Annotated in this window: 13 protein-coding genes and 1 tRNA gene; 7 read left to right on the top strand and 7 right to left on the bottom strand. The window is 70.5% G+C overall.

Going from position 1 to position 16957, the window contains the following annotated elements; all coding sequences use genetic code 11:
• Nucleotides 1-70: 70 nt before the first annotated feature.
• Both BJ971_RS38165 and BJ971_RS38160 read left to right on the top strand, forming a co-directional pair.
• Entirely contained in the window at nt 71-769 is a 699-nt protein-coding gene (locus BJ971_RS38165; RefSeq protein ID WP_260416062.1) for a DUF4386 domain-containing protein, read from the top strand.
• Nucleotides 770-874: 105 nt separating this feature from the next.
• Nucleotides 875-1789: a hypothetical protein gene (locus BJ971_RS38160; protein WP_184998151.1), complete on the top strand. Its 915-nt coding sequence runs from the start codon at nt 875-877 to the stop codon at nt 1787-1789.
• Nucleotides 1790-1883: 94 nt separating this feature from the next.
• On the opposite strand, the gene BJ971_RS38155 is transcribed toward BJ971_RS38160, so the two are convergent.
• The gene (locus BJ971_RS38155; RefSeq protein WP_184998150.1) at nt 1884-2261 is read right to left on the bottom strand and encodes a prepilin peptidase; all 378 of its coding nucleotides are present in this window, start codon (nt 2259-2261) and stop codon (nt 1884-1886) included.
• 227 nt (nt 2262-2488) lie between these two features.
• Between BJ971_RS38155 and BJ971_RS38150 the strand changes: the two genes are divergently transcribed.
• The 3 genes from BJ971_RS38150 (at nt 2489) to BJ971_RS38140 (ending at nt 7824) form a co-directional block, all read left to right on the top strand.
• A tRNA-Lys gene (locus tag BJ971_RS38150) sits at nt 2489-2560 on the top strand.
• A 545-nt stretch (nt 2561-3105) separates the two neighbouring features.
• Nucleotides 3106-6372 carry a S8 family serine peptidase gene (locus BJ971_RS38145; RefSeq protein ID WP_184998149.1) on the top strand — a complete coding sequence of 1089 codons (3267 nt, stop codon included), beginning with the start codon at nt 3106-3108 and terminating at the stop codon, nt 6370-6372.
• 279 nt (nt 6373-6651) lie between these two features.
• Nucleotides 6652-7824 (top strand): RCC1 domain-containing protein, encoded by a 1173-nt coding sequence (locus BJ971_RS38140; protein WP_184998148.1) that lies wholly within the window; start codon nt 6652-6654, stop codon nt 7822-7824.
• A 105-nt stretch (nt 7825-7929) separates the two neighbouring features.
• Here BJ971_RS38140 and BJ971_RS38135 read toward each other — a convergent pair whose 3' ends face one another.
• On the bottom strand, nt 7930-10158 hold the full coding sequence (locus tag BJ971_RS38135; protein WP_184998147.1) for a S8 family serine peptidase: 2229 nt from the start codon (nt 10156-10158) through the stop codon (nt 7930-7932).
• Nucleotides 10159-10789: 631 nt separating this feature from the next.
• Here BJ971_RS38135 and BJ971_RS38130 point away from each other — a divergent pair.
• Entirely contained in the window at nt 10790-11398 is a 609-nt protein-coding gene (locus tag BJ971_RS38130; RefSeq protein ID WP_184998146.1) for a YdeI/OmpD-associated family protein, read from the top strand.
• Between the two features lie 10 nt (nt 11399-11408).
• Here BJ971_RS38130 and BJ971_RS38125 read toward each other — a convergent pair whose 3' ends face one another.
• Both BJ971_RS38125 and BJ971_RS38120 read right to left on the bottom strand, forming a co-directional pair.
• Nucleotides 11409-12050, bottom strand: a complete 642-nt coding sequence (locus BJ971_RS38125; protein WP_184998145.1) for an alpha/beta fold hydrolase — start codon at nt 12048-12050, stop codon at nt 11409-11411.
• A 42-nt stretch (nt 12051-12092) separates the two neighbouring features.
• Nucleotides 12093-13124 carry a cation diffusion facilitator family transporter gene (locus tag BJ971_RS38120; RefSeq protein ID WP_184998144.1) on the bottom strand — a complete coding sequence of 344 codons (1032 nt, stop codon included), beginning with the start codon at nt 13122-13124 and terminating at the stop codon, nt 12093-12095.
• A 99-nt stretch (nt 13125-13223) separates the two neighbouring features.
• Here BJ971_RS38120 and BJ971_RS38115 point away from each other — a divergent pair, with 99 nt between their 5' ends.
• Entirely contained in the window at nt 13224-14072 is an 849-nt protein-coding gene (locus BJ971_RS38115; RefSeq protein WP_184998143.1) for an NAD(P)-dependent oxidoreductase, read from the top strand.
• 9 nt (nt 14073-14081) lie between these two features.
• Here the strand turns inward: BJ971_RS38115 and BJ971_RS38110 are convergent, their stop codons facing one another.
• The 3 genes from BJ971_RS38110 to BJ971_RS38100 form a co-directional block, all read right to left on the bottom strand.
• Nucleotides 14082-15395: a hypothetical protein gene (locus tag BJ971_RS38110; RefSeq protein ID WP_184998142.1), complete on the bottom strand. Its 1314-nt coding sequence runs from the start codon at nt 15393-15395 to the stop codon at nt 14082-14084.
• Nucleotides 15392-15910 carry a SigE family RNA polymerase sigma factor gene (locus BJ971_RS38105; protein ID WP_184998141.1) on the bottom strand — a complete coding sequence of 173 codons (519 nt, stop codon included), beginning with the start codon at nt 15908-15910 and terminating at the stop codon, nt 15392-15394. Before BJ971_RS38105 ends, BJ971_RS38110 begins: the two co-directional genes overlap by 4 nt.
• Nucleotides 15911-15976: 66 nt before the next feature.
• Nucleotides 15977-16936, bottom strand: coding sequence for a helix-turn-helix transcriptional regulator (locus BJ971_RS38100; RefSeq protein ID WP_184998140.1), 960 nt, complete (start codon nt 16934-16936; stop codon nt 15977-15979).
• Nucleotides 16937-16957: the final 21 nt, after the last annotated feature.

The raw sequence follows: 16957 nt of genomic DNA, 5'->3' as shown, positions 1-16957 counted from the left end.
GAGACCTCGGGCGGAGGCGTCCTGCCGTGCCGGGCCGGAGAGTCAGCGGACATGACCCACACATCCATCACTGAGAACCCGCGGCTCCTCGCGCGGATCGCCGGCCTGCTCTACCTGGCCCTCGCAGCCCCTTGGCGGATGGGCACAGCTCCAGGCACGTGGCAGCGTGCTCGTCGAGGGCGACGCCGTACGTACGACGGCGAACATCGTCGGGCACGAGACGCTTTTTCGGCTCGGCATCGTCGCCGACATCCTGATGGCGACCGTTTTCGTGCTGCTCGGGCTGGTGCTGCACCGGCTGCTGCACCACGTACATGAACGGGCCGCGACGGCGCTGCTGGTGTTCGTCTCCGTCGGCGCCGGCTCGATCCTGGTGAACCTCACCTTCCACGTCGGCGCCCTGCTCGCCGCGACCCGGCCCGGGCATTCCCCCGAGCTGGTCCTGCTGCTGCTCGACCTGCACCAGCATGGGTACGTCCTGGGTGGCGTCTTCTTCGGGCTGTGGCTGCTGCCGATGGGCTTCCTCGCGTGCCGCTCACCGCTGCTGCCGACGTGGCTCGGGGTGCTGGCGATCGTCGCGAGTGTCGCGTGGGTGGCCGACCCGGTCCTCGCGTTCGGGCTGCCGGACGCGCCGGCTCTGATCCGTCATCTGGTGGAGCTGCCGACCTCGATCGGCGAGTTGAGTCTCTTGCTGTACCTGCTGATCTGCGGCATCCGAAGCGGACAGACGGTCAAGGTGCAGATGCCCGAGCCTGGCAGTTGCCGGTGATGCCCAGACGGGTCGACCGGCGGCCGGGACGCGGTTCTGGAACTGCTGCGCGACTGAGTGAACGACCACCCGAAGGGCAAGCGGGCCGTTGTTACCGTGGCCGACGTGAATCCCCGTCAGGCCTGGATGGCGCTGCCCCGCCGGACACGACTCGAAGCGGTCGATCGGGCGAAGCAGGGCCGGGCGCACTCCGCCGCAGGCGTGCGCCTGGCGGCGATGGCGTGGGGCCGGTACGCGCCGCGCCTGATCGTGATGCGCGTGAGCATCGGCCTCGTCGTGGCGTTCGCCGTGTTCCTGGTCCCCCTCGCCAACGACTGGCCATTCCCGGTCGCCGTCCTGGGCCTGCTCCCGATGGTGGCGGTCATGGTGGGCGAGGCGTACGCCCAGCGCCGTTGGGAGGGGTGGCATCGCATGCTCGGCCCGGTCAACGGGCGCAGGGTGCTGCTCGACCAGGCGGGGACGGCGCAGCCGCTCGAGGTGGGTCGGTCGTTCGCCGCCCGATACGCCGTCCCCGGCTACCTGCTGCTGGCCGTCGTGGGCCCTGCCGCGATCGAGCTGACCGGGGGGCACTTCGGTGCCGCGGTCCTCCTCGCGGCGGCAGCGGCCGGGCTGGCGTGGCGGGCGTACCGGCGGTACCGGCGCCTGGCCCAGCCCCCGCTGCGCATCGACGGCAGCGGGGTGACGTTCCACAGACTGGGGTGGACGATCCCGTGGTCGGCCATCGCGTCCTGCGACCTGACGGACGAGGGCGACCGGACGGTGTCCCGTCAGTACGGCGAGAAGAGCACGGGGGTCGCGTGGAAGCTACGCCGAAAGCGCCTCGAAGCGACCCTGGCGACGATCCCCGAGCCGGTGCGCAAGACCGTGACCGTCTGGCTGGAGAACAACGACTACGCCGTCGTCCTCGACAGCGGGCAACTGGCGAAGCCGCCGGAACGCGTGGCGGCCGCGTCGCGGCTGTACCTGGAACGCTCCGGTGGCGGCGCCGAACGCATCGGCCGGTCACGCAGCCGCCGGTGACGAACGGTGACACCTGCACCCGTCTCGCCGCCGGGTTCGGCGTCGGCACCGGCACCGGCAGGTGGTAAGTACGCGAGACGGTCGACGGGACCGGTCACACTCGGTGCGACAGAACGAACTCACGAACACATCCACCCAGCAACCACGGCAGGGCGGCGCCGAGAGCGACCGTTGCCCATCCGTGCGTGCCGAGCAGGAGGCCACACAGGGCTGCCAGGCGAACATCGCCCATCCCGAGTTGTCTGGGTGCGAGCAGCGCCAGGGCCAGCTGGGCCAGCCCCAGTACCACCGCCGAGACTCCGGCGGTTGCCGCGAGCCCCGGCTGGCCGCTCGCCACCGCTGCGGCGGCGATCAGCGACCCCCAGCCGGCGGCAGCAGCTGCGATGGCCTTGCTTGGCAGGCGTTGTACATGGAGATCGATGGCCGCGAGCCAGATGCCGGCGGCGGCGTAGGTCGCCAGCGGCAGGAGCATGCCGACACCGGCGTCGAGCGTGGCGGCCGAAACGGTCGCGACGACGTGCTAGCCCTGCCGATCAATCCGTGGTCCCGAGGCCGGCCGCCAGGCTAATCGCCCTGGGCACGAGCTGAGCCGCCTGTCGGGGTTCAGTCGGTGCAGGTCGAGACCACAGGTGTTGGCACCGCCAAGGCGCACGCCGCTGCCCGGCCCTAGCCGATCTCGTCAGGTAATCTGATGCGCGCGGGCTGCTAGCTCAATGGCAGAGCTGAGGACTTTTAATCCTTAGGTTCGGGGTTCGAATCCCCGGCGGCCCACAATAATATGCTCTTGACCTGCAAAAATAGAGCAGCGTCTAATCGACGTACATCGGTGGGGCGTAGGTCCTTACGCCACCTTGATGGCGAAGTATTTCGCAGCCGGCCGAGGCGTCGCCGCGGCGGGCCCGCGCGGGACGGCTTGCGAGTGGGTCGTGGCGGGATCCGGCAAGCCGTGGCTACCGGGAGGCGGGGACTGCACCGAGCAGAGCGGCCACCAGATACGAGGACACCCCGAGTGTGGCCGGCCCTCAATTTGGATCATCGAATCCTGTCGAGGGATCCGGCACGGTGCCGTCGCGACGGGATGGTCCGATGGCGTGATCCTCGGCCTTGATCAACCGCTTAAGTTCAGGATTTTCTGTGGCGTGACAGGTCTGGTGCCGTAGTTCTTCCCGTCGATATCTATCATTCATGCGTATCATTGAATGTCACGTGCTCGTCACGAACCGTCTCAGCGTAGTGACATCGAGGGGCGTGAAACCCCATGATCCGCGGAGATGTGCCCGTACCCCCGGGCGCCCATCTCCTCGGAGGACCCGTACGTGAGACAACAATCTTCTCGGCGCCGGCGGACCCTCGCGGCCTTGCTCGCCTCGGGCGTGGCCGTCGGCGCAGCGACGCTGAGCGGCCCCACCCCCGCGAACGCCGCACCCGCCCCGGCCCCCGTCGCCGAGGCGGCCACTCCCAAGGACGCGCCGGCAGACGGCCTCGACTCGCACGACGCCGAGCTGCTCGCTGAGGCGCAGAGCAGCGGCGCACGCAGCGTCACCCTGATCATCTCGACCGAGCAGGGCGAGGCGTCTGACGTCGCCGCCGCGGTCGACAAGCTCGGCGGAACGGTCGCCCAGCGCTACGACAAGGTCGGCTACGTGCTGGCCACGGTGCCGACCGCCAAGGTCGTCAAGACGGCGAAGCTTCCGGGCGTGTCCGCGGTGGACCTCGACGAGACGATTCAGCTGCCGGACCCCGAGCTCACCGGAGGTGGCGCCAAGGGCGTGGCCCAGGGCGGCACGCTGTCCGGCCCAGGCGCGAGTACCCCGGCCGCGAACCCGTACATGCCGACGGACGAGATCGGCTCCGTGCAGTTCAAGCGGAAGCACCCGACCTGGGACGGGCGGGGCGTCACGATCGGCATCATGGACTCCGGCGTCGACCTGGACCACCCGGCGCTGCAGCGGACCACGACGGGCGAGCGCAAGATCGTCGACTGGGTCACCGCGACCGACCCGGTGACCGAGGGCGACGGCTCCTGGCGGGCGATGGTCACCGAGGTGACCGGCCCCGCGTTCAGCTACCTCAACCAGAGCTGGACGGCTCCGGCCGGCACCTGGAAGGTCAACCGTTTCACCGAGGCCATCACCGCCGGCGATGAGGCCAAGGGCGACGTCAACCGCGACGGGGACACCACCGACGTGTGGGGCGTCCTCTACGACCCGACCAGCCACGACATCCGCGTGGACGCCAACCAGAACCGCGACTTCACCGACGACGCTGTGATGCGGCCGTACCGGGAGAAGTACGACGTCGGCCACTTCGGCACCGACAATCAGGCCACCCCGGTCGTCGAGAGCATGCCGTTCGTCGTCGAGTACCGCGAGGACGTCGACGCGTCGCCGCTGGGTATCGGCACGGTCGACTACATCAACATCGGCATCCCCGAGGGTCTGCACGGTTCGCACGTCGCCGGCATCACCGCCGCCAACGACATGCTCGGCAACCGCGACTTCGACGGACAGGCGCCCGGCGCGAAGATCGTTTCTGCCCGGGCCTGTTCCTGGGGCGGCGGCTGCACCGCGGCCGCACTGACCACCGGCATGGTCGACCTGGTCGTCAACCGGCACGTCGACGTCGTGAACGTCTCGATCGGCGGCCTGCCCGCGCAGAACGACGGCAACAACGCCCGCGCCCAGCTCTACGACAAGCTGATCAAGGACTACGGCGTGCAGCTGTTCATCTCGGCCGGCAACTCCGGCCCGGGTGTCAACACGGTCGGCGACCCGTCGGTCGCCACCGACGTCGTCAGCGTGGCGGCCAGCGTCAGCAAGGACACCTGGCTCGCCAACTACGGCTCGGTCGTGAAGAAGGAGAACGCACTCTTCAACTTCTCCTCCCGGGGTCCGCGCGAGGACGGCGGCTTCAAGCCCAACCTCACCGCACCGGGTTCGGCGATCTCCACGGTCAACACCTGGCTGAACGAGTCGAGTGTCCCGGAGGCCGGCTACACGCTGCCGATCGGCTACCAGATGGCGAACGGCACGTCGATGGCCTCCCCCCAGGCCACCGGCGGTGCGGCCCTGCTGCTGTCGGCGGCCAAGGCGACCGACCGCGGCATCACCCCGGCCCAGCTGCGGCGAGCGCTCTACACCTCCGCGAACAAGATCAAAGATGTTTCGGTCGCCGCGCAGGGCAACGGACTGATGGACGTCAACGGCGCCTGGTCGCTGCTGGCCCGCAAGGTCGAGGCGCGCACCTACACCTCGTCCGCGCCGGTCTGCACCCCGTTCTCCGACGGCTTCGCGACTCCGGGGCAGGGCGTCGGCATCCACAACCGGTGCGCGGCCGGCAAGGGCGGCCTCAAGGCCGGTCAGTTCAAGACCTACAACCTCAAGCTCACCCGTACGTCGGGAGCCAAGGCCGCCGTGCTGCACCGGCTCTCCGTGGTCGGCGACAAGCGGGCATTCCACGTCCAGCCGCTGGTCCTGCTGCCGCTGGACAAGACGGTGACCGTGCCCGTGCTGGTCACGCCGGGCCCGGGCCTGAACAGCGCGATCATCGAGGTCGATGACCCGCTGACCTCGGTCACCGACTTCGAGGTGCTCAACACGGTCGTCACCGGCGCCGAGCCGGCGAAGCCCGCGTACGAGATCGACGCCGAGGCCACCGTCGACCGCAACTCGTCGACGTCGTACTTCATCACCGTGCCGGAGGGCGCGACCGCGCTGCAGGTGGACCTGTCGGGGATCGCGACCGGCTCGCAGACCCGCTGGATCGCGATCAACCCGTGGGGTGTCCCGGTCGAGAGCACCTCCAGCCTGGCCTGCTACAGCAACTTCTCCGACGCGGCCGCCTGCAAGCCGCAGGAGCGGGCGTACGAGAACCCCATGCCGGGTGTCTGGGAGCTCGAGGTCGAGTCGCGGCGGACCTCGCCGATGCTGCACAACCCGTACGAGCTCATCGCCAAGGTGCAGGGCGTGACGGTGAACCCGGCGACGGTCGAACTGCCCAGCGTCACGGCCGGTACGGCGACGCCGGTCACCTGGTCGGTCAAGAACAACTTCGGCCCGCTCAACCTCACCGCAACCGGAGGCGCGCTGGGTAGTGCCCTTACCGAGCGGCCGACCATCGCGGACGGTACCGGCCAGGAATACACCGTGGAGGTGCCGGCCGGCGCGCAGCGACTCGACGTGGCCATCGGCAACGTCAGCGACGCGGCAGCCGACCTCGACCTCTCGGTCTACCTCGGCACCACGCGGGTCGGACAGTCGGCGGACGGCGACTCCGAGGAATCTGTGTCGATCCCGAACCCGGCGGCCGGCACCTACACCGTCAAGATCGATGGCTACGCGGTGCCTTCGGGCAGCACCCAGTACGACTACCGGGACGTGTTCCTGAGCCCCGCGCTGGGCGCGATGACCGTGCCGACCACGGTGCTCACCCTCGCGAACGGTGCCACCGGACCGGTCACCGGCACGGTGACCGCGGCGACGGTACCGGTGGCGGGGCGCAGCCTGTTCGGCGAGATGACGCTGCTCACGGACGAAGGCGCAATCGTCGGCCGCGGCACCGTATCGATCGGCAAGGTCGGCTGACAAGCAAGGCAGCGAAGCGCGGCGAGCCCACTCCCGGACATCGGGAGTGGGCTCGCCCTCGTACGGCCCACGAACACTGCAGCAGCAACCTGATCGGGGATGAGGCGACTGTGCGGAGCATCGCCCGGCTGCTGCGCTGCTCGTGGGAAGCGGTCGACGCGATCATCACGCGGGTCGTGTCAGAAGCTGTCCACAAGGGTCGGTCGGTGGCGTGCGGGCCCTAGGCTTGCTGTGCTGCGCCGGGCTTCCGGCCCGCTGCCGCCCGCGAATGGAGCACCCGTGCGCGTCGACTCAGCTCCGTCGTCCCGGCGATCCGGGCGTCGCCGCCTCGGGCTGCTGCTGACCGCGATCCTGGCCGGGGCGCTCGGCGCCGTCGGCCTGTCGCCAGGGGCTGCGCACGCGGTCAGCGGCTGGCGCTCGGTCGCCGCCAGCGAGAGCGTCTCCTGCGGTGTGAAGAATGCCGGGACGCTGTGGTGCTGGGGTTACAACGGCTTCGGCACGCTCGGGCAGGGCGATTCGCTGGACCGGTCGACCCCGACACAGGTCGGCCTCGACCGCGACTGGGCATCGATCACCATCGGCTACTACTTCGCTTGCGGGGTAAAGACCACCGGCATTGCGCTGTGCTGGGGCCTACCTGACTACGGTCAGCTCGGGGTCGGGCACCGGAGCGAGTCCACGCACGAGTCGCCGGAGCGGGTCGCCGGCGATCACCTCTGGACGCAGCTCTCCGCCGGATTGACGCACACCTGCGGGATCGACGTCACCCGTGCCCTCTGGTGCTGGGGCGACAACGGCCGGGGCGAGCTCGGAGTCTCGGGCACGTGGCTGACGCTGGAGCCGGTACGGGTCGGCATGGCGAACATCTGGACGTCGGTCGTCGCCGCCAACCAGTCCACCTGCGCGACACAACGCGGCGGGCGCCGGTACTGCTGGGGTGCGAACAGCGTCGGTCAGCTCGGCCTCGACGACGAGGTCGACCGGGCGGTCCCGACCCTGCGGGTGGGTACCGCCGACCCGGCCGTGGGCCTGCTTGCCGGCCGCGAGGACCACTTCTGTGAAGTCGCCGACGGGGACCGCCTGTTCTGCTGGGGCGGGAACACGTATGGCCAGCTCGGCGTGGGGGACGGACGACGCCGTCGGCTTCCGACCCCGGTCCTGGACACGGGCTGGGACACGGTGACGACGGGGACATCGCACACCTGCGGCATGATCGACGATCTACGGCTGTGTTGGGGCCGCAACCAGTACGGCCAGCTCGGTCTGGGGGACACGGTCAATCGGACCCGTCCGGCCAGCGTGTTTGACGGGCAGTGGACCGCCCTGGCCGCCGGCGACGCCCACACCTGCGGCATCCGCGGCGGCGACCTGTACTGCTGGGGCGCCAACTACTCCGGGCAGTTGGGCATCGGCTCGACCACCGACCAGAGCAGCCCGGTGCAGGTCGGCTAGCAGGAATCAGCTGCCGGCGTCGGCAGCCCAGCCGGGCATGACCCGCGAGACAGAACCGAGGCCGTAGACGGTGACCGCGCGCCAGATGCCGCTGCGGCCGGTGTCTTACTTTCGGTACCAGGTGCGGGTTCCCGTGTACTTGAGGTTTCCGAGCTTGTCGTACGCCCGGACCGTCACCTTCATCGTCTTCGGCTGCTTCTTCGAGTTGACGCTCAGCACGTACGCGGACTTGGTGTCCTTGGCCACGACCTTGCCGTTGACGATCAGCTCGACCCGGGCGATGCCGCTGGCGTCGGAGGCCTTGACGTAGACCTTGACCGTGCCGGTGACCTTGGCCTTGTTCTTCGGCGCCTTTGTGATCGACACCGTCGGGGCCTTGTTGTCCGCGATGACGGTACGGGTGTGGTAGCGGGTGTTGCCGAGCTTGTCCGTCAGCCTCCAGATCAGCTTGACGTTCCCGGAGAAGGTCCCGGTGCTGACCTTCAGGGAGTACGGCGCGGCGGTGTCCTGCCCGACGAACTTGTCGTTCGCCCAGAGCTCGGCCTTTGCGATGCTGGCGGGATCCGCGGCGCCGCTCAGGGTGCTGGTGAAGGTGCCGCGCACTCGCGTGTTCGCCGCCGGGTTGACCGCGGTCGTCGTCGGGCCGGCGGTGTCCACCACGACCGATACCCGCCACTCGGAGTTGTTCCAGGCCTCGTCCGCGGCGAAGACGATGATGTCCGAGGACTGCGTCAGGGTCACCTGTGCCTTCCACAGGTCCGTGCCGGGCACCGGGGTCATGGGCGCGCCGTTGAGGTGGACGTAGTCCAGGTCCTTGTCCGGCGAGGAGAAGACCACCTCCACCGGGCCACGGGTCCGGGTTCCCGGCGCCGGCGAGACGATGGAGCCGCGCGGCGCGCGACCGTCGAACCGCAGCGTCGCCTGCTTGGTGGCCACGTTGCCGCTGTGGTCGTATGCCCGGACGGCGAACTCGACCTCACCGACGAAGTTGAGTGCCGGGGACACCCGGGTGTTGAAGATCGGCCCGAGGATGTCGGCGCGCTCCGTTGTCTGGACGACCTTGCCGTCGAGGAGGAATTCGACCCGGGCGACGGCGACATTGTCGGTGATGGCGGGTTCGATCAGGAAACCGTTCGAGCCGACCAGTTGGCCGTCTGCCACACCGAACGAGCCGAACCTGGGTGGCTCATGGTCGGACCGATCCACACCGGTCACGGCGCCGAGGGCGTCCACGACGCGAGGCTCGTAGGAGTACTGCGTCTTCGAGAGGAGCTTCGCCGAGTCGGCGATGGCTTGCCTGATCTCGGCGGGAGAGAAGGTCGGGTTCGCCGCCAGCACCAGCGCCGCGATGCCGGAAGTCGCGGCTGCCGCCGCGGAGGAGTGACCGTATACGAGCGGCCTGCCCTGCGGGTCCATCGCGCGGATGCCGTTGTACGCCCGAACGTCGATCCAGCGGTCGGTCGGGCCGTTCCGGGTGGTTCCGCCGACCTCGCTCACGGCCAGGACGTCGTCGATGGCCGCAGGGTAGTGCCGGGCGGAGCCGAAGTCGTTGCCCGCGGCGCCGACCACGAGCGCGTTCTTCCGGAACGCGTGTTGGACCGCGTCCCGCAGCAATTGGCTGTCGGCCATGGTGCCCAGCGACAGGTTGATGATCTGCGCGCCGTGGTCGGCCGCCCAGACGATGCCGGCCGCGAGGTTCGCGGTCGAACCCGTGGCGGTGCCGCTCTCCGGAGTCCGCAGCACCCGGACCGGCATGATCCGGCAGCGCGGGCAGATGCCGGTCGACCCGACACCGTTCGCTGGCGCCGCGATGACGTTCGCCAGGAGCGTGCCGTGGATGCCGCCGTCCGCCGGATCGGCGTCGCCGTCGACGAAGTCGTAGCCGGCGGTGAGCCGGTCGGCGCCGAGGTCCGCGTTCGGAGTCACCCCGCTGTCGACCATCGCGACGACGATGTCCTCGCTGCCGGTCGTCACCTCCCAGGCGTCCGGGATCGACATCGTGTTCAGCCGGGCCAGGTTCGCCTGGTCGTACGGGTCGGAATAGGGCAGGACCAGGCCGCCGATCTCCGCGTACCGAACATCGGTCCGTGCCGTGAGCGCGGCGCGGACCGCGGCGCTGCGGTCGGCCGGCACGTCGACGGTGATGGCGTCCAGGCCCGGCACCGGGTCGCTGTCCAGCACGTCGTCGCCGAGTGCGGCGACCACCGCGGCAGGGTCGGCGAGGCCGGTGAGGCCGACGTCGAGGCGGACCGGGTCGGCGTCCGCCGCGGCGGCGGGAGTGGATATCCCCGCTATCGCCAGCGTCGCGATCAGGCAGGAAGAGATGACACGCACAGCAGCCCCCGTACAGAAGATCATGAATCTTGGTACGGAGGGTACGGCACCGATACGACGTAGTACTCATCCGAAGAGGCAAGGGTCATCAGCAGCGGTAGTCGCCTCTCCTGGTCTGGGGTGCTCGGGCCGCCCGGGTCGTCGGTGTCGGTCCACTTGTACGTGTGGTCGTAGCGGCACCTGGGCTCGTACGTGACTCTCGGGTGTCGCGGTGTCCTGCGGCTCGCTGCTCTCGGAGGGGACCGGCTCCGTGGTGGGCTCGGACGCGACCGGTACGGCGATGTCGGTCGTCAGGACCCGCGACCGGTACGGGGTCCCGCTCGCATCGTCCTCGTCTTCGTCGTCGAGTGAGAGCAGCCCCCGCCGCAGCACAACAGCACGATCGCAAGCGTCGCGCCGACACCCCGCTTGGTCATTGGTGGCTGCTCATTCCAGGCCGTCCCCGTCACTCGTCAACGCCATCGCGATCTCATTCGGCACCGCGCGCAGGGGGTGGGGCCACGGATGTTGACCTCGTCCGAACCAACGATCCTGGCCACGACACGAGGTCGCCCTAGCGGCTGATGATCTAGTGCGACGGATGGCGGACAGGCAGAGGCTGCGGCCATGTCGGGTCGGTTAGCCTGCCGTCATGGCGAGCGTGGAGCTGGATGAGTTGATCGTCGCGGGCGCCGAGGCGCTGCGCGCGTGGTTGTCGGCCAACCACGCCACGTCGCCCGGCGTCTGGCTGGCCCTGACCAAGAAGGGTGGCACGGTCACCACGCTGACCTGGCAGCAGGCGGTCGACGAGGCCCTGTGCTTCGGCTGGATCGACGGGCAGGCCCGGAAACGGGATCAGGAGTCCTCTTGGATCCGGTACACCCCTCGTAGACCCCGCAGCATCTGGTCACAACGCAACGTCGCCCACGTGGCCCGGCTGGAAGTACAGGGTCTGATGCTGCCCGCGGGCCGCGCCGCGGTGGACGCCGCGAAGGCGGACGGGCGGTGGGCCAAGGCCTACGCCCCGTCGTCGGAAGCCGAGGTGCCGGCCGACCTCCTCGCCGCCATCGCCGTCGTCCCGGCCGCCCAAGCCATGTTCGACGTACTCACCAAGGCCAACCGGTTCGCTCTTATCTACCGCCTCAATGCCGCCAAACGGCCGCAGACCCGCGAGCGAAAGATCGACGAGTTCGTCGCCATGCTGGCCCGCCACGAGACGTTCCACCCGCAGAAGGCGCAGCCTCCGATCTGCCCCGACTAAGTGGCCATCGTCAGAGCAGCTCACGCAGCTGCGCGGCGAAGGCGTCCGGGTCGGTGAGGTGGGCGAACGGCCCGGCCGGCGGCCGGCCTCCGGCCCGGCCGGCCAGGGCGGGTTGGTTGCGGCGGGCGGGTGGCTGGTGCAGCCAGCTTCCGTACGCGCACAGCAAAGCCGGATCGGTGCGCGGCCGGGCGTACGGCTGGTAGTGCTCGGGGACGTCGCCGGGCCGGGCCGCCGCGATCAGGTCCTCGACGTCCGTGGCGTCGACGGGCGGCTCGTCGACGGTGACCAGGTCGTGGGTGGCGTGGCCGGCGGCGAACGCGGCGGCCAGCCGGGACGCGCTGGCGTGCCCGACGACGATCGGGGCCCGGTGCAGCCCGAGCTGGTGCACGAGCACGGCGAGCTGGGCGGCGAGGTCCTCGACGCGGCAGTCGTCGCGGGGCGGTGACTGGCCGTGGCCGGGCAGGTCGGGGGCGACGACGGTGCACCGGGGGCCGGCGAGCGCTGCCGCGGCCGGCCACCACATGGTGCGGTCGAACAGCAGCCCGTGCAGCAGCAGGACGGGGCGGCCGAACTGGCCCCACCGGTCGAACATGAGCATCGCCGTGGGGTTTCCGGCGACGTGGGTGGTGCGAAGCGGGGGTTGCGGGTGCATGGTTGGCGCTATACCCGCGGGACTGGGCGCTGTACCGCAGGTTCAGGCTCCGGAGTGAGCGAGGCGGTCGCGGCGGGCGTGGGACAGGCCCGAGTGGTGCTGGCCGCCGGGGTGGCTGTCCGGGTCGACGTGGACGGTGGCGCCCGTCAGGCGGGGGACCTGGTGGGTGAGTTGGTGTTCGGCGTCGGCGGCGATCTCGTGCGCGGCGAGCAGGCTGAGCTGGGCGTCGACGACGACGGTTGCTTCGGCGTGCAGGCGGTGGCCGATCCAGCGCAGCCGTAGCGCGCCGACGTCGCGAACGCCGGGTATCGCGCGCAGGGCCGCCTCGGCCCCGTCGACGATCTGCGGGTCGACGCGGTCCATGAGCCGGCGGTAGACCTCGCGGGCGGCGTCCTTGAGCACGAACGCGATGGCGACGGTGATGGCGAGGCCGACGACCGGGTCGGCCCAGCTCCAGCCGAGCCAGGTGCCGGCCGCGGCGAGCACGACGGCCAGGGAGGTGTAGCCGTCGGTGCGGGCGTGAAGGCCGTCGGCGACCAGCGCGGCGGAGCCGATGCGGCGGCCGACGGTGATCCGGTAGCGGGCGACGAGCTCGTTGCCGCAGAAGCCGATGAGCCCGGCCGCGAGCACCCAGGGCAGGTGGGTCATCGGCCGCGGCTCCAGCAGCCGGCCAACGGCGAACCAGCCGGCGGCGATCGCCGAGCCGGCGATGACCAGCACGATCACGATGCCGGCGAGATCCTCGGCCCGGCCGAAGCCGTAGGTGTACGCGCGGGTGGCGGCGCGCCGGCCGAGCCAGAACGCGATGCCGAGCGGGACGGCGGTCAACGCGTCGGCGACGTTGTGCAGGGTGTCGCCGAGCAGGGCGACCGACCCGGAGGACGCGACGATCAGCGCCTGGAGCGCGGCGGTCACCCCGAGCACGGCGAGGGAGATCCACAGGGCGCGCATGCCGTCGCGGGAGGCCTCCAGCGCCGAGTCGACCTTGTCCGCGCTGTCGTGCGAGTGCGGTGTGATCACATGGCGGACGCGGTGCCACACGCCGCCGTGGTGGTGGTGCGGGTGCTCGGCCATGACGTGATTCTACGTGCGCCCCTTGTCGTGCGACAATGCTGCTATTGCCAATGACCTGCACAAACACGTCTTGGGCAATGGGTTCGCTAGATTGCTCGGATGGAGATCGTTGGCTTGGTCGGTGCCGGCCACATGGGTTCGGGGCTGGGTTGGGCGTTGCGCGAGGGCGGGCATGACGTCATCACCTCGCTGGCGGGCCGGTCGGCCCGGACGGCGCGCCTGGCGCAGGCCGCCGGGCTGCGCGTCGTCGCCCGGCCGGCGGACGTGGTGGCGCAGGCGGACGTGATCCTCGTCGTCACGCCGCCGGGTGCCGCGGTCGACGCCGCCACCGAGATCGCCGCGATGGCCGGGGCGCGCCGAGACCGGCCGCTCGTGGTGGACCTCAACGCCATTTCGCCGGCGACCGCGGCCGAGGCCGCCGAGGTGATCACCGCCGCGGGCTTCGACTTCGTGGACGGCTCCATCTCGGGACCGCCGCCGACGGTACGGCCCGGAGCGGCGCTCTATCTCTCCGGACCCCGTGCCGCCGAGGTCGCGGATCTGCGCTGGACGCACGCCAGGCCGGTGGTGGTCGGCGACCGCATCGGCGCCGCCAGCGCGGTGAAGATGTCCACCGCGTCGGTCTACAAGGGACTGATGGGCCTGATGACGCAGGCGATCCGCTCCGCGTCGGAGCACGGCGTCCTTGAGCCGGTGATGGCCGACCTCGGCGAGAGCTTCGGAACCCCGTACGAGATGGCCCTCGCCGCGACCAAGGCGCACCGCTATGTCGCCGAGATGCGGGAGATCGCGCGGTCGCAGGCCGCGGCGGGCCTCACGCCGTCGCTGTTCGAGGCCTTCGCCGAGGTCTGGGCCGACATCGCGGACCGGCCGCTGGCCGACGGCCAACCCGAGACCCTGCCGCGCGCGATCACCGCCCGCCAGGTGGCAGACGGGCTCCGTCAATAGGCGCCTATCTCATGTGCAGTGCCAGACGGTTGCCTGGTTCGGCTGGCCGCCTGTTGCCCCGGCGACGACCCGCCCGTCCTCGCTGACCACGTTCAGGAGGACGTCCGCCTTCTTGGTGGACCCCGGCGGCAGCGCGTATGCCGTCCTGCCGATGACGACGGACGCCTCGCTGCGTGCGAGATCGAGAACATCGGTTGGCGTGGGAACCTGCCCGGTTCCCGCCGGGTCGTACACCGCCTGCCAGGTGCCGCTCGCGGGTTCATACCGATAGGTCTGCCGGCCGATGGTCAGGCCCGTGGCGCTGTCGGAGAACGCCATCTCGCCGTAGACCCAGCCGAAGTGGAAGGCGCCCGCCTTGAACGTCTGGCGCTTCGCCGGGTCAAGGGACGGCGGCGTAGTGATCTTCTGGATCGATCCGTCGGCGAACCACAGGTAGGTCTGTTCGTGCGCGGGGCCGCCGTCGAGCGTGACGAGGGTCGTCCCTGCCTCGTCGATGTCCCAGGCCCGGCCGCCGGTGTGCCCGTTGATCAGGGGCATCACCTCTGGGCGGTAGGCAGTCGGGGATGACCAGCGTTGCGGGCGCGTCTGGCCGTTGAACTCGTAGGTACCCGCGATCATCCCGGCATCGTTGATGGCGATCGCGGTTCCGTAGTCGTAGCCGCCCAGCCGCCGCACCATTCCCTCCTGATACCAGAGCGCGCTGGGAAACTCTCCGGACCTGCCGCCGACGGCGATGCCTGACCTGTTGACGTCCGTCATCGTGCCCGGATCGCCGCGCTGCTTGACCCGATCGATCAGTTTGCCGTCGCGCCAGACCAGGACGTCCAGCTCGCCGCGCGCGACCGGCTCCGTCCGGCCGACCAGGATCCGGCCGGTGGGGTCGCCGGCGGTGACGTCGGCCGACTTGGCCGTCCCGATCGGCAGGCCCTCGACCTTGCAGGAGGACGGCAGGGGCGGGTCGGGCGGCAGTGCGCGGCCGGGCGAGCCGGTCGGCTCCGGCCGTATCACCGGGTTGGGCGGGGGCTTCGTGTTGTGGTACGGCTCCGGGGGCACGGACGGCGTGACCGGCGGGTCGACCTGGAACGACGAGTGCAGCGGCGCCGGCATCGGTATCGGCTTCCCGCCGGGTGATCCGGCCACCAGCGCTCCGCTCGCCGCCGCGGTCGCGATCACCGCGGTGATCCCGGCCCCCATCGACCAGCCTCGCCACCGGCGGCCCCGCCGGCCGTTCCGCATGGCCTTGACGAAATCCACCCGCATCGGTGTCGGCGGCGCGGTGTCCAGCGACCGCAGCAGCAGCCGGCCGTACTCTTCCTCGTTCATCGCCAACCTCCTTCGCCGTTGGTGGCGGGAATCCGGTCTCCGAGGATCCGGCGCAACTTGTTAAGGCCGTGCGAGGTCTGGCTCTTCACCGTGCCCGGCGAGCAGCCGAGAATTTGGGCCACCTCGTCGACCGGCTTGTCGCAAAGGAAACGCAGCACGAGAACGGCCTGCTGGCGCGGTGGAACCTGGGAGAGCGCGGCCCGGACCACGGTCTGCTCCTCGAACCCGGCAGGCTCCGGAGTCGGCCGGTCGGGTGCCGAGTCGAACAGCCCTACCCGCCACCACCCGCGCCGCTTCTCGTCCAGGAACGACCGCACGATCATCGTGTGCACATAGGCGTCCACGTTCTCGACGCGGCAGATCCGGGGCCAGCGCGCGTACAGCTTGGTGAAGGTCTCCTGTAGCAGGTCGTCCGTCTGGTGGCCGTCCCCGCACAGCAGGAAGGCGAATCTTCGGAGGGCGGTCACCCGCCCATTGACGTACGCCAGATACTCCGCGTCGGTTCCGTCGTCCATCCCGCCCCCGATCCGTGTCAGAAGGTAGACGGGGATTCGTCCGGTCCGGTTGTACCGCCCGGGAATTCAGGGCGTTGAGAGCGCCGCGGTGAAGCGGGCCGCGAGCGCGGCGACGGCGCCGCGTAGTTCGGGGCCACCTTCCACGGTGAAGTCGAACGGGATGACGCTCAGCCATTCCTGTGCGTACATCGCGGGGTTCTGGGTGCTGCCGACGAGTACGCAGCGGTCGCCGTCCGGGTCGAGGCGGCCCATGGGCGGGCGGATCCAGGGTGCGACCTTGTCCCGCGGCGCGTGGAACAGCACGCGGGTGGGGTACCGCCAGCCCTTGCCCAGGTTCTCCTCGAGCGCGGCGACCGGATCCAGGTCGGCGGGCGGAGCGGCGGCGTGCGGCAGCCGCCGCACGGCACGGATCCGGTCGATGCGGTACGTGCGGATCGCGTCCGCGCGGTGCGAGTGGCACAGCAGGTACCAGCGGCCGTACCGCACCACGACCGCCCACGGGTCGACCTCGGCGTCCCACTGATCGCCGCTCTCGCCCCGGTAGGTGAGCAGGACGCGACGCCGGTCGGCGACGGCGGCGACCAGGGTGCTCGTGGTGGCGGGGTCGGCGCGGGCCGAGTGCCGGTCGGGGGTGGCCGCGGCGTGGTCCCGCAGCGCGGCCGCCTGCCGCCCGACGCCGTCGGGGAGTGCCCGGATGACCTTGCTGAGCGCCGCGCCGACCGGGTCCTCGGCGTCGATGGCGGCCGGCTGCCCGTCGAGCACGGCCATGACCAGGCCGAGGGCCTGCTCCTGGGTGAAGACGACCGGCGGTAGCCGGGTGCCGCGGCCCAGCCGGTAGCCGCCGTAGGGGCCGCGGCTCGACTCGACCGGGATGCCGGCCTCGCGGAGGATCCCGACGTAGCGTCGCGCGGCCCGCTCGGTCACGCCCAGCAGCGCGGCGAGCTGATCGGCGGTGGTGCCGGGGCCGGCTTGCAGGATTTCGAGCGTGCGCAGTGCACGGGCGGTCGGGCTCGGACCGGTTCGCACATCGAAAACTGTACCGGAAGC

It is taken from the genome of Amorphoplanes digitatis, from assembly GCF_014205335.1.
In the GTDB taxonomy this organism is placed as follows: Bacteria; Actinomycetota; Actinomycetes; order Mycobacteriales; family Micromonosporaceae; genus Actinoplanes; species Actinoplanes digitatus.
This window is presented reverse-complemented; position numbering and strand designations above follow the sequence as displayed.

Excerpts from the sequence above, each read along its gene's own strand:
- BJ971_RS38155 (WP_184998150.1), bottom strand. The coding sequence starts at position 2,261 with ATGCTCCTGCCGCTGGCGACCTACGCCGCCGCCGGCATCTGGCTCGCG.
- BJ971_RS38130 (WP_184998146.1), top strand. The coding sequence starts at position 10,790 with ATGGCGAGCGTGGAGCTGGATGAGTTGATCGTCGCGGGCGCCGAGGCG.
- BJ971_RS38125 (WP_184998145.1), bottom strand. The coding sequence starts at position 12,050 with ATGCACCCGCAACCCCCGCTTCGCACCACCCACGTCGCCGGAAACCCC.
- BJ971_RS38120 (WP_184998144.1), bottom strand. The coding sequence starts at position 13,124 with ATGGCCGAGCACCCGCACCACCACCACGGCGGCGTGTGGCACCGCGTC.
- BJ971_RS38115 (WP_184998143.1), top strand. The coding sequence starts at position 13,224 with ATGGAGATCGTTGGCTTGGTCGGTGCCGGCCACATGGGTTCGGGGCTG.
- BJ971_RS38110 (WP_184998142.1), bottom strand. The coding sequence starts at position 15,395 with ATGAACGAGGAAGAGTACGGCCGGCTGCTGCTGCGGTCGCTGGACACC.
- BJ971_RS38105 (WP_184998141.1), bottom strand. The coding sequence starts at position 15,910 with ATGGACGACGGAACCGACGCGGAGTATCTGGCGTACGTCAATGGGCGG.